Source organism: Enterobacillus tribolii (assembly GCF_003363015.1).
Classification (GTDB): Bacteria; Pseudomonadota; Gammaproteobacteria; order Enterobacterales; family Enterobacteriaceae; genus Enterobacillus; species Enterobacillus tribolii.
Window position 1 is genome coordinate 578,656 of sequence record NZ_QRAP01000002.1, and the last position, 12,301, is coordinate 590,956.

General features: G+C 53.9%; 9 protein-coding genes. 2 read left to right on the plus strand and 7 right to left on the minus strand.

Annotated features, from left to right (window positions below; genetic code table 11):
- Positions 1-184: 184 nt before the first annotated feature.
- Positions 185-1,639, minus strand: a complete 1,455-nt coding sequence (locus C8D90_RS07305; RefSeq protein ID WP_115457760.1) for a sigma-54 interaction domain-containing protein — start codon at positions 1,637-1,639, stop codon at positions 185-187.
- Between the two features lie 244 nt (positions 1,640-1,883).
- Here C8D90_RS07305 and C8D90_RS07310 point away from each other — a divergent pair, with 244 nt between their 5' ends.
- Both C8D90_RS07310 and C8D90_RS07315 read left to right on the plus strand, forming a co-directional pair.
- Entirely contained in the window at positions 1,884-3,281 is a 1,398-nt protein-coding gene (locus C8D90_RS07310) for an APC family permease (protein ID WP_115457761.1), read from the plus strand.
- Positions 3,282-3,516: 235 nt separating this feature from the next.
- Positions 3,517-5,220 (plus strand): amidase, encoded by a 1,704-nt coding sequence (locus tag C8D90_RS07315; RefSeq protein ID WP_115457762.1) that lies wholly within the window; start codon positions 3,517-3,519, stop codon positions 5,218-5,220.
- A gap of 633 nt (positions 5,221-5,853) precedes the next feature.
- Here the strand turns inward: C8D90_RS07315 and C8D90_RS07320 are convergent.
- The 6 genes from C8D90_RS07320 to C8D90_RS07345 form a co-directional block, all read right to left on the minus strand.
- On the minus strand, positions 5,854-6,126 hold the full coding sequence (locus tag C8D90_RS07320; protein WP_115457763.1) for a hypothetical protein: 273 nt from the start codon (positions 6,124-6,126) through the stop codon (positions 5,854-5,856).
- A 232-nt stretch (positions 6,127-6,358) separates the two neighbouring features.
- The gene (locus C8D90_RS07325) at positions 6,359-6,856 is read right to left on the minus strand and encodes a DcrB-related protein (RefSeq protein WP_115457764.1); all 498 of its coding nucleotides are present in this window, start codon (positions 6,854-6,856) and stop codon (positions 6,359-6,361) included.
- A 20-nt stretch (positions 6,857-6,876) separates the two neighbouring features.
- On the minus strand, positions 6,877-8,793 hold the full coding sequence (locus C8D90_RS07330; RefSeq protein ID WP_115457765.1) for an OmpA family protein: 1,917 nt from the start codon (positions 8,791-8,793) through the stop codon (positions 6,877-6,879).
- Entirely contained in the window at positions 8,763-10,103 is a 1,341-nt protein-coding gene (locus C8D90_RS07335) for a GlcNAc-transferase family protein (protein ID WP_115457766.1), read from the minus strand. The genes C8D90_RS07330 and C8D90_RS07335 overlap by 31 nt, the downstream gene beginning before the upstream one ends.
- Before the next feature lie 50 nt (positions 10,104-10,153).
- Positions 10,154-11,140 carry a fimbrial protein gene (locus tag C8D90_RS07340; protein ID WP_115457767.1) on the minus strand — a complete coding sequence of 329 codons (987 nt, stop codon included), beginning with the start codon at positions 11,138-11,140 and terminating at the stop codon, positions 10,154-10,156.
- Between the two features lie 3 nt (positions 11,141-11,143).
- Complete coding sequence (locus tag C8D90_RS07345; protein WP_115457815.1) at positions 11,144-12,256, minus strand: type VI secretion system protein TssA; 1,113 nt, start codon at positions 12,254-12,256, stop codon at positions 11,144-11,146.
- Positions 12,257-12,301: the final 45 nt, after the last annotated feature.

A 12,301-nucleotide genomic window follows, 5' to 3' on the forward strand; every position in this document is an offset into this window, starting at 1 on the left:
CACAGCCGTCCGGCGGGATGAATCTGGTATGAACCGGGACCGTCACCGGAAGGCGAGTTCCGGAAAGGCTGAATAAATCATAGCGGCAGGATGCGCCGGCGCTGTATCGGCACCGATGACCCGGCAGCGCCTGAATACGTCATAAACAGACGGACTTATCGCTTTTACCTATCAGTTTTACCTATCAGTCCCGTTTTTCCTCCAGGTTGAACATGATGTTGTGTTTTTTCACTTTGTACTGCAACGCCCCGCGGGAAACGCCTAACGCCCTTGCCGCTTTCGCCACACAGCCTTGTGACGCCTTCAACGCTTCGATTAAAAGCTGGTGTTCATATTCTTCAAGTTTATCGGTTAACGTAGCTCCCTGGCTGAATGAACTTTCACGACCGGTTTCTTTTTGGGGCTGGCTTTGCGGTTGGGTTTCGGCAGAAAAATGAGGGATGATGTCGGTTTCATTGTTAAAAATGAGTTCATTCAATGGACCTGGTTTTTTCTGCAGAATCAGACTCCGTATAATGACGTTCTCCAGCATCCTTACGTTGCCCGGCCAGTCATACTCCAGTAATTGCTGTTCAACCGATGCCGGGAAAGGATATACCTGCATGTTGCTGCTGGCCTGGTGTTTGACCATAAAGTGGCGCGCCAGCGGAATGATTTCATCTTTTCTGTCCCTGAGGGGAGGGATCACAACCATACCGATTTCCAGCCGGTAGAACAGATCGTTACGTAATCTCTTCTGCCTGATCATTTCATAAGGGGATTCGTTCATTGCAACGATAATGCGGATATCCGCCTTCAGCTCTTTACTCCCCCCGACTTTCCAGAACGTTTTTTCCTGAAGAAAACGCAGAATCTTCCCCTGAACATCGATGGGCAGCGCATTCAGCTCATCCAGAAATAAGGTTCCGCCATTGGCCAGTTCGAGGTAGCCACGGGTATTTTCTGCACCGGTAAACCCTCCTTTCACCGTACCAAAAAGCGTACTTTCGATTAAGGTTACGGGCAATGCGCCGCAGTTAAGCGCAATAAAGGGCTTATGGCGACGGGGGCTGTGATTGTGAACGAAATTGGCCAGTAATTCTTTCCCGGTCCCTGTTTCACCAATCACCATAACCGGTACATTACTCGCCGCCAGTCGGGCGGCGCGATCGAGCACCTGCTGCATTGCATCTGAATTATGAATGATTTCGGGCTGCTCGCCTTTCTCCTTACTAAATAACTTTTCATTCAATACGGACAAATGACGCTGTAATTTACGGAAACGGGAAAGATCCTGGCCTGACTCGATGACTCCCATGACCTCGCCCGCGGAATTGAAAAGGGGAACCGTGGTGTGTTGGTAATCAATCAGTTTACCGCTGGGTGTGAAATAGCTTTTCTGATGATTGATTGATTCCTCTCCATACTTCAATGCCTTGAGCATTTCATTATCTTCGGCGCGAATGGAAGGGAAAACATTCAGCATATGTTTGCCCAAGACGTCTTTACGCTGACATTCGTCCAGATCCGCGTTTTCCTGATTGTAATAAATATGTTGCCCTGCGGTATTTAAAACAGAAAAAGGTTGCCCAAGAACATCGAAGAAATGACCAAATATTTTAATTGCCGCCTGTAATTCAGGATCAATTTCAACGTCCATTTTCTTTTCCTTCTGTTCGATGAAAATCTGGCGCCATGCTTAAATTTAAGCACATCGATGATTTTTAGTCATGCGCTATTTCATTTGTTGTTAATTAATTCAATAAGTTAAGTTCAAAAAAATTATGGCACAAGCTTTGCTAAATAAACCGTAGTGTTCAAGAGGATAAACGACAATGCATTAATGGCACACCAATGGTGTACCGGGAAAATCATAAACCGTCAATTATTACAGGAAGCCCGTTATGGACTCTCAAATCAATAAGGGAAAGATGGGAATATCACAAATCGCACTGTTTTGTATGTGCGCGGTGATTGTCCTTGAAACGCTTACCGCTTCAGCATCAATAGGCCCCAGTGGTTTGTTTTGGTGGGGGATAACATTAATATTCTTTATTGTACCTTACTCCCTGATCACTTCAGAGCTTGGCACAGCTTACCCGGCGGAAGGGGGTATTTATGACTGGATCCGCCGGGCATTTGGCGCGCGGATGTCTACCCGGGCTGTTTATTTATACTGGTTAGCCGGTGGTTTGTGGATGCCCGCGGGATATATTCTTTTCGCAGGGATGTTCGCCCGTGTTTTTATGCCGGAATTATCCCTGATGGGGCAGGTGGGGATTGTTTTGGTGATGAGTTGGTTAACCATTGCCTTTATTAACTTTAAAACCAGTGTTGGTATCTGGCTGACAGTATCCGGCGCTATTTTTAAAATTACGGTTATTATGATCCTCGGCATCGCCGGTTTTTACCATCTGTTTGTGCATGGCCCCGCGAACGAGTTTTCGTTTGAGACAATGCTTCCTTCCGCTTCATCAGGCATCGGATTTCTGGCTGTTATCGTTTATAACCTGGTCGGGCTTGAACTGGTTGCCTGTATGGGGAAAGAGCTGCGCAACCCGGTAAGGGATATGCCGCGGGCGATTCTTCTCGCCTCACTGGCTATCGCTTTCCTTTATGTGTTTGGCTCCATGGGGATTCTGATGGCGATTCCGCTGGAAAACCTGAACCTGGTTTCCGGTATTGTTGATGCGCTTGGTCCGTTGCTTGGCGAAGGTAGCCCGTTAATTATTCTGGTCTGTGTCTTCTTTATGCTTTCTATTGTGGGGAACCAGGTGACCTGGGCCATGGCTCCCAGCCGTGCAGCCGCGGAAGCGGCAAGGGAAGGGGAGCTCCCCGCGTTCATCGGTCGCTGGCACCCCAAAAATAACACGCCTTATTGGGCCAACCGTATTCTCGGTATCGTATCGACCGTAATTACATTGGTTTATGCCTGGTTTGCTCAGGGCGATAACGCCAATATGTTCTGGTCAATATTCTCTTTCTCCAGCGCCTGTATCATCATCAGTTATCTGTTGTTCTTCGCCTCGTTTATTAAATTACGGATTTCTGATAAATCAACGCCCCGTCCATTTAAAGTTCCGGGGGGAATGCCCGTCGCTATCAGTTGCTCACTGTTGTGTATGGCATTCATTTTCATGTGCGCCATGCTGTTTATTTTCCCGGATATTCCCAAAGGCATGATCGACTGGAATCACAGTGGCCCGATCCTGGCCGGCGTCATTATTGTACTGACGGTGGGTGACATTATTATCCGCCGGGCTGAGAAAGCGCACTTAAAACTCAGCCATGCGGTGCAATAACAAATTCATACGCGGTGAACCTATAAATCAGACAGTAAACCCATTACCTGAATAAATAAACGTGAAAAGTACCAACCAAGGAGACCATAATGACCAGAAATGGCGCTATTGCTGCAATACGATTAGCCTGTCGTTGGGATTTACAGGCTAATATCAGAAACAATAAAAATTACGATGCATCCGTCCCGCGTGGTGGAGACAATCAACCCTTTATCTCCCGGCAGGAGGTGGCAGCATGATCGAAGTTACCGAGGTTTCTATTGCCGAGCTGCGTGACGCGCTCGAATCCGGTCGCACTACGTCGGTTGAACTGGTTAAGTCCTATCTCGCCCGTATCGATGCCTATGACGGCCCTGACACGCAGACCCGGCTGAATGCGGTCGTGGTGCGCAATCCTGACGCGCTCAGGGAAGCCGAAGCTTCCGACGCACGTCGTGCCCGTGGTGAAACGCTTGGCCCGCTGGACGGCATTCCCTATACCGCCAAAGACAGCTATCTGGTGAAGGGGCTCACCGCCGCTGCCGGCAGCCCGGCCTTTAAGGATCTGATCGCCTATCGCGATGCGTTCGCCGTTGAGCGCCTGCGCGCCGCCGGCGCTATCTGCCTGGGCAAGACCAACATGCCGCCGATGGCGAATGGCGGGATGCAGCGCGGCGTCTATGGCCGTGCCGAGAGCCCGTACAACGCCAACTACCTCACCGCGCCGTTCGCCTCGGGTTCCTCCAACGGGGCAGGCACCGCCACCGCTGCTAGCTTCTGCGCCTTCGGGCTGGCTGAAGAAACGTGGTCGAGCGGTCGCGGCCCGGCTTCGAATAACGGCCTGTGCGCCTACACCCCGTCGCGCGGCGTGATTTCCGTGCGCGGCAACTGGCCGTTGACGCCGACCATGGACGTGGTGGTGCCGTACGCCCGAACCATGAGAGACCTGCTCGAAGTGCTTGACGTTGTGGTCGCGGACGATCCGGACACACGTGGCGACCTGTGGCGTCTGCAACCCTGGGTGAAGATTCCCAAGGCGTCGACGGTACGCCCGGCGTCCTACCCGGACCTCGCCGTTCAGGCCGACACGTTCAAGGGCAAGCGCCTTGGCGTACCACGGATGTTCATCAATAAGGATGAACTGGCCGGCACCAGCGAAAACCCCGGCATCGGTGGCCCGACCGGCCAGCGCATCAACACCCGTGCTTCGGTCATTGACCTCTGGGAAGCCGCGCGCAAGGCGCTGGAAGCGGCCGGCGCCGAAGTGATCGAAGTGGATTTCCCGCTGGTTTCCAACTGTGAGGGCGACCGCCCCGGCGCGCCGACCGTGTTCAACCGCGGTATAGTCTCGCCGGAGTACCTCAATGATGAGTTGTGGGAACTGTCTGGCTGGGCCTTCGATGACTTCCTGCGTGCCAACGGCGACCCGAAACTGAACAAACTGGCCGACGCCAACGGGCCGCTGATTTTCCCGCACGATCCGGGCACGTTGCCGAACCGGGAGGGCGACCTGGCCGCCGGCATGGACGAGTATGTCAATATGGCCAAGCGCGGCATCAAACCGTACGACCAGATTGCCTCCGTGCCGGACGGTCTGCGCGGCCTGGAGAAAACCCGCAAGCTGGATCTGGAAGACTGGATGGACGCGCTCAAGCTCGACGCCGTATTATTCCCCACCGTGGCCGACGTTGGCCCGGCGGATGCGGACGTCAACCCGGTTTCGGCTGATATCGCCTGGAGCAACGGTATCTGGGTTGCGAACGGCAATCTCGCCATTCGTCACCTGGGGGTGCCGACCGTGACCGTACCGATGGGCGTGATGGCCGACATCGGCATGCCGGTGGGCCTGACCTTCGCGGGCCGAGCCTATGACGACAACAACCTGCTGCGCTTTGCGGCTGCCTATGAGGCCACCGGCAGCAAGCGCCTGGTGCCGCCGCGTACGCCGCCGCTCGCTTGATGTGCGTGGGCTGAACGGGGCGTTATTTTTAGTACGCCCGGTTAAGAGGTTATCAAAGCCATCTGTTTGCAGGTGGCTTTTTGCTTTATATGCCGGGTACGCTTGCCGTTATCTGATGCTTATGAAAAGGGGGATTTATTTCTTACAGAAACAACAGGTTACTCTCGCGATGCCTATCGCTGTATAGGGCAGGCGCTGGGTTACAGCGTACAGGGGAGTGATGGTGGGCTATGGGGTGTTGCGGCGGTCTGTATGATTCTGGATGTCAAATCAGCGGAGGGCTATAAATAATGGATGATGTGACGATCGTAGCTCTCTTTGCCTTCATTATCTGCTGGTAGCGGGGGGCAATTATTTTACGCATTGCACTTTCCTCTTATGCATGGTTTACCCGCTATTGGTTTGGTATTAAAAAGCTTCTCGTTTCTCACTGCTATTTTTAGTAATGTTTTTTCTATTGGGAATCAGGTAATTCTGCCTGTTTTCTGCACGGAAAAGCAGGGCGGCAGAGTGTTTGCGACCGATTATCATTGTTGCTGAATGGCAGCAACATCACGTTTCCCTTTCTGTGTGAGAGGAACCTGTTTGGTGGCCACCATTGTCACGAACACATACGGTTGTTCACCACATTCATTAACCCCCATCTTCATCCAGAATAACGGGTATCCCCAGAAACCGTCCCACGCGCCCGACGTCATTGATAGCAATCTGGATTGCGGTATAGCGGTTGGGACGATAAACCAGTGAAGCCTGTTCGTTTCCCTTGCTGTTATGTTCGCCCGCATACTGGCGCAGTTCCCACTCGACGGTATTAACGACGATGCTGAACTGGTGGCAACTCACCAGAATATGATTTTCGCTGAGTTTATCAAACAGCAGATTATTACTCGTCTCTAAATGATCCATGACAATATCTCCATGTTGTCCGATTTTTTCATTCCTTAAAATCTGAGCTGGCTGCAACCATGATGTCTGCGGTTATTATTATAAAAATGAGCTAGGGGGGAGAGGCCCCCCCTATCCCCTTTCAAACGGCCCCATAAGGAAAGCATAAAAAAATGGCCGGAAAGAAAGCGTGTTATGGCCCATTGCGCCGGGCCATTTTTATAAGGTTATTTTGCTGTGTATTTTCTTGTCATTATCCGTTGGCTTTTACCGCCGCCTCATCCTCAAAGGGAACAAAGCTGTTGATTATTTTAACGTAATGCTTTCTTTGCGACTCCGTGAAGTCTTCGTCCACCGCCAGCGTGAAGATAATCAGGTTACGCTTGGCCGGGTTAATGCGCGGATGGTAGGGCAGCGTGATAACGGAGATAACCTGCTTAACCCATTTTCCGTCTTCCAGATATTTGTTCGCCATCTGGATAAGCGGTAATTTTGCCGGCCCGATTTCGTGCGTCAGGCGTTTACCTTCTTCTGAGAAACCGGGCACGAAGCGCTGCATCCGCTCCACCTGATCGTCGCAAAACTCTTCCGGTGTTTTTCCTTCCAGCAGCGTTACGCGGTTGATCAGGATGTTATACGGGTTTTGTTCTTCATCGCGGAAGCGGAGAATATTAATAGACTGATCCACCACAGGGGCGACGGTCATAAAGTGCCCCTCATAAATGGGGAAATTAATTTGTTTATTGTTCATAGCAAATAGTCTCTCTGTTGTTATTGGTCTGCTCTTTCCTTGGATAACGGAATAATTTCAACACGGCGGTTTTGGCTTCGCCCTTGTTCTGTGTCATTGCTGGCTATCGGCCGGGAACTGCCGGCGCCTTCGGCTTTGAAACGGTCCAGAGGCAGTCCGCTTTGCGCCATGAGCCAATCCCGGACAACCAAGGCCCGCTGCGTGGAGAGCTTGAGATTGATCTCCGCCGAGCCGGTGTTGTCGGAATGACCGATAATCAAAATGTCAGTTTCGGGGTGATTGATAATTACCGGCAGTATTTCCTCAAGGGCTTTTTCACTGCCGGGAATTAACGTGATGCTGCCGTGTTCAAATAACGGAGTTACGCTGGACAAAATAAAGTCGTACGAAGGCTGCGCCTCTTCCGCGAGGTTTGGGTTTCCTTCGGCCGTGCCGTCAGCGCTTTGAAGATCTTTGGCATTAACATCCCAGTGCTGGATGATGCCCGGCGTCGTAAATTCCGGATAACGAACTTCCGTCCGGTTGACATAAAGGTAAGCTGCTGCGGCAATAGCTGCTGCGACGGCAGCGGCGAGGATGCAGGGCCATATTCTGCGCGCCGGCTTCGCTTCGTCGTGATGAACCGGCGCAGCCGCGGTTTCTGCCGTCTCCTCCTCTTCCGGGGGATATTGATAAACCACCGGCAACGGCGGCAGCGGAATCGATGAGGCTAATCCCGGCAGAATGCCGTATTTCTCTCCCAGCCAGGCGGACCAGGCGCCGTGGCGGACAAAGCCGTTGCTGTAGTCTGACAAGGCGACGCCGGCGAAGCTCAGCGGCGTAGCGTCAAACAGCTTCTGCAATAGCGAAGTGACCTTGTTTTCCGTCAGCCAGGCGAAAAGCGTGCTGGCTAACGCATGGCGCTGGGTGACGTAAAAATCCCGGCCATGATCGCGTGCGGCCAGCCCGGCGATCAGGGACTCCAGCGTCCGCTCGAGTTTTTCCCGCGGCTCATCACGGGTGCTGAACTGGCCGGTCCATACCGCGCGGTCCTGATCGTGGGAGAAGCGCTCCTGGCTGAGGCGCGCATAAAAGGCCACCATGCAGGGAATGCGTTGCGGCAGGGCGATGGCCGACAGCGAATGCTGCCAGTCGGCGATTTGTCCCATCAGGATTGATACGTTTTCAAACCCTTCGGGAATAATCGGGAAATAGGCCATGACCGTGATGCCAGGATCGTTTCCGCGCACGCTCTCCAGGCGTTTTTCCAGCGTTTTGGCGTCGGACGCCAAAAGCCACAGCGTGCCGTTGCCGCCGTGAACTTCGGAAGAGCCGTCGTTTTGTTTAAACCACCTGGTGGCGAACGGACCGATGATAAATACCACCAGCTGCGGTTTTACGGCGGGCTGCGGCGCGGCGTCTTCCTCATCCGGCTCAGGTTCCTGAGCGGCGGCGATGACGTCGGCGCGTTCCCCGGCCGGGCGCCACTGATAATAGCGCTCGCCGTAGGTGGTTTGCAGTTCGGCCAGTTCGGCGCTCTTGCCGTCCAGGCGAATCAGCAGGGAAAGCAGCTTATAGGCATAGGCGAAAATCGTTTCGCTCCGGGTGTCCATCAACTGCTCAAGCTGTTGCTCGGGCGAATCTTCTTTGCCGGTATAGCCGTAAAAATAGTGCATTAACGAATAGCGCTGGCCGAAAGCCTGGCTATCGCCGTAGCGTGCGTTGATATGCCGATCGAAGTAGCCGCAGATGATTTTGCACAGCCCTTCGCACTCATCAAACGGTTTGTCTTCGGCAACCAGCTCATTGCCGAACTGTTCAATCAGCGTGGTGAGCTTCAGGTGGAATTCAGCCAGAGACGGGATCACGCCGTCAAAGGTCAGTAATGTATCAATGCTGATGATTCGGTTAAATATTTTGGTACTTTTCACCACGCCTTCTCCGTTACGCTTCCCCATCCGGAATCGTTCAGCCAGGGGCACAAACGTACGCTGACGGGGCGAACCTGCGGCGCTGTATGAAATTCGATATCAACGGAGAACTCGCCGTTTCCTTCGTTGGCGGCGCGCAGTTTTTTAATTTCTTCCAGCGTGACCGTTTTTTTATACAGCAGCGCATTCTGCGAACCGTAAATGCCGATATGCAGGTGATCGAGATCGGGTGCGGTATCGTCAAAGTCCGTCTTGCCGATCTTCAGCATTTTCTTGTTGTAGGTAATCTGCTTATTCAGCCACGCAGCCTCATCTTCCGGCGGAGTAGCGAAGTAGCAGACATGAGCCGGCCCGACGACCTCCGGCAGCACCGTTTTTGCCGCGAGGCAAATTCCGGCCCGGTATTCGAACTGCCTGATGCTGCGCTGCGTACCGCAAGCGTAGCGTCCCAGATCGGCCGGTGTTTCCTCTATGCCCAGAACCGTGCGGACCCGCGTTTTGGAAATCTTGTCGCGCTCCCACCAGGCCTGTTCGATGGCGCCTTCTTTTTTCGCGTCGTTGTTATGATCGCCCCATACCTTGTTGCACTCCTTACGTTGGTAGTAGTGCCACACCAGCGGCTTATGGGGGTGATAAATGTCGTAGCCGTGGGTGAAGGCGCGCACCGCCATGGCGATCTCTTCGCCGGAAAAGAAGATCTGCGGATCGTTGGGCACGTCTTGCAGGAATGAGGCCGCAGCGAAAATAAACCCGCCGGCCAGGTAGCTGCCGCGCAACGGCGCGTCTTCTTTTATCGGCGCGGAGGTCAGCATCGGAAAACCGTCCGCGACGAACTCGCGAAACAGCATACGGCTGACGTAGAACTGGCGGTTTTCTTCCTCGCCGGGCGTATACGGCGGCGGGTAGGCGCTGAGGATTGGTTTATCGCTTTGCGTAAGAAGCTGCCGCCACATCGCGATGAGTTCCCGATCCCAATCTTCGGCAAAGCGACAGTGCGAGTCGATTTGCAGAAAATAGTCTTCCCCGTCGTACAGGGTTTCCGCCAGGTGGCGCGCCCAGCAGGCGCCCTGACTGGCGTAATAGTGAACGCTGATAACGTCTATCCGCGCCCCGTTGTAGTGATAAAACGAGGTCGCCCGCCCATCGGTGTGCGTAGTTTGTGTATGGGTGAAACCCGCGTCCGTGAAGACCGAGAGATCTTCGTCATCCTGCCAGCAAACGGCAATGTGCAGTCGCTGCGGATCGGACGCGCTTTCCGCCATATTTTTTAGCGTGGGGATCAATTCCGGATCACGGTAACTGGCCACGCTGATAAAAATACCCGATCTGTTATCCATACATTCCCTTGGATTTTTCCTTGTTATCTGTTTCTTTCCGGCCCAGGGCGCTAATCAATGTTGAAGACAATTTCCGCCTTGGCATTGAACGGGCCGGGCTGCGGCGCTTCGGTGCTGGTGGAAAACAGCGTGGCCTTCCACTGATATTGCGCGTTGCTGCCGCTGGCGACGTTATACAACTGCTCGCTGCTGGTGCTGTCGTTCATCCTGATCGTCTGGGTTTTTCCGTCGGTGATCCGGATGCCGAGACGATCCTTATTGCCGCTTGCGTCGGTAACCTTGATGTAGGTGGAGTCCGCGGATGCGTCTGCGGCGGTCATCATGGCCTTGGCGGAATAAGTGCCATAATCGGTCCGGCAGTTCACGAAGAAGTTAAGCGGTTTTTCGACGCCGCTTTTTAAGGCGCCGGCCGTAACCTGAGTGAAGTCGATAACCTTGGATTGATCAACGGTACATACCGGCGTGCTGATGATGGTGATGTTGCCGATATTCAAACGCGCATAGGCTTCACCCACGGCATCGGTGTTGAAGTAGTTAAAGGCGCGCAGCGCGGAAGGCAGCACGAGATCGCCGGCCTTATTGCTGAGCACCAGATTGTCGGTCAGCTTGAAAAACTGCGCCCGGAAGTAGGAACCGGCGGCGATTTTCATGATGCCGCGGTTGGTCGGTAGCTTAACGGTGGTAACGGAAGGGAAGTTCCCCGTAGCGCCCAGGCCGTTATTCCACAGCAGCTTGACGCCGATGCCCGGAACATTGGTTTCATAAATATACGTAGCCGGATTTTGGCCGTTCAGTCCTACGGTGGATTTACCGTAAGGCGTCCCGTTGTCGCAGCCGTATTCGAGCTGAACGCCCAGCGCATCGCTGTCATAGGATGCAATGGGGTTTGATGCATCGGCCGGGGCGTCAGCGGCAACCCGGATAATCTGGCTGCCGATGGCTTGATCCCGCAGCGCGCCAGACTCTAACAGACAGAGAGCCGCCGCTTCAGGGATCGCTATGGCGCCGAGAGCCAGAACAATCAGATTCCTTATCATCTCTTACTCCTTTTCGCTCTTTTCCCCATCCAGCATGGTGATGATTTCAGGGGGGTACATTTTCAGCAAATCGGCAAAATTCTTACCGATGCTCTCCTCTGCATATTTCAGCATCAACACTACGGGGCTGCTGGGTTCGGTCATCGCAAACCAGCTGCGTACTTCCTGCAGACGGCGCAGTGCATCCGTCCGGTTTTCAATACCGCGTCGCGCTTGTTGTTTGGCGGGGCGGGGAATAGAGGGTGCGGCGGCGGCCTCTTCGGCGACGTCATCGTCGCCATGCTCCGCCCCGGGGGCTTCCGTCTCTTCGACCGGCTCCGCATAGTCCGCGTCATCGGTATAGGCTTGTTCGGCCGGCACGGCTGCTTCTTCCGCTTCCGAGGTGTCGGCGAATTCGTTGGAGAAGAGGCGCAGTATGCCGTCAATCAGGCCAAGCAACGGGGCCTCGAAGGCGAGCGACTCATCCAGTATTTTTTTGATGTCGAGCAGATAGCGCCGGGCGCGTGTCAGCACGGCGATTTCCTGCGCCGCGTTGGTATGCCAGTCGTGGATCAGGGCGGCGACGGTGGTGTCCGCCAGCGCGCCTTCTTCACGCGGGATGACGTGAGCTTTTTCAAAATCTTTAATGGAGATTTGCAGCCCGGCGGCCTTAGGCAGCGGCTGGTTACGCAAATCGGCCAGCAGGCCGTTGGTATCTTCCAGCTCGGCGAACGCATTGGCGCGCATGAACGGTTCGAATTCGCCTTCGTCCATGGTTTGCGGATGGAGGTCGTCGGGCCACCGGCGCAGTAATTCCCGCAGCGCTTCCAGACCTTCGCTCAGCGCCACGAGGCCTTTCTGGCGGATACGGCAACGCATCAGGATGATGATCAGGCGCACGTCTTTACTTTTTTGCAGCAGCGATAAACATTCCCGTTCAACTTCCGACCAGTTGACCGGTTCCGCCGCTTCGAAAAACGTGCCGTATTCCGCGCCCAGCTTGGGCTGGAGTTTACCCAGCAGCATGATAAATGCAGGGTCGTATTCCAGGCTTTCCCCGCATGGATGCTCGCCGGGGATCGGCTGCATCACGCTCTGGTAGTAACCCGTAATTTCTGTCGTCATTGTCTCGTTCATCATGAATCGCTTCTTGTTATTATTCCTGCCCGGCGCATATCTGCG

What these genes read in the sequence shown, in the direction of transcription:
- C8D90_RS07320 (WP_115457763.1), bottom strand. Translation starts at nt 6,126, where the DNA reads ATGGATCATTTAGAGACGAGTAATAATCTGCTGTTTGATAAACTCAGC.
- C8D90_RS07315 (WP_115457762.1), top strand. Translation starts at nt 3,517, where the DNA reads ATGATCGAAGTTACCGAGGTTTCTATTGCCGAGCTGCGTGACGCGCTC.
- C8D90_RS07310 (WP_115457761.1), top strand. Translation starts at nt 1,884, where the DNA reads ATGGACTCTCAAATCAATAAGGGAAAGATGGGAATATCACAAATCGCA.
- C8D90_RS07345 (WP_115457815.1), bottom strand. Translation starts at nt 12,256, where the DNA reads ATGAACGAGACAATGACGACAGAAATTACGGGTTACTACCAGAGCGTG.
- C8D90_RS07330 (WP_115457765.1), bottom strand. Translation starts at nt 8,793, where the DNA reads ATGGGGAAGCGTAACGGAGAAGGCGTGGTGAAAAGTACCAAAATATTT.
- C8D90_RS07305 (WP_115457760.1), bottom strand. Translation starts at nt 1,639, where the DNA reads ATGGACGTTGAAATTGATCCTGAATTACAGGCGGCAATTAAAATATTT.
- C8D90_RS07340 (WP_115457767.1), bottom strand. Translation starts at nt 11,140, where the DNA reads ATGATAAGGAATCTGATTGTTCTGGCTCTCGGCGCCATAGCGATCCCT.
- C8D90_RS07325 (WP_115457764.1), bottom strand. Translation starts at nt 6,856, where the DNA reads ATGAACAATAAACAAATTAATTTCCCCATTTATGAGGGGCACTTTATG.
- C8D90_RS07335 (WP_115457766.1), bottom strand. Translation starts at nt 10,103, where the DNA reads ATGGATAACAGATCGGGTATTTTTATCAGCGTGGCCAGTTACCGTGAT.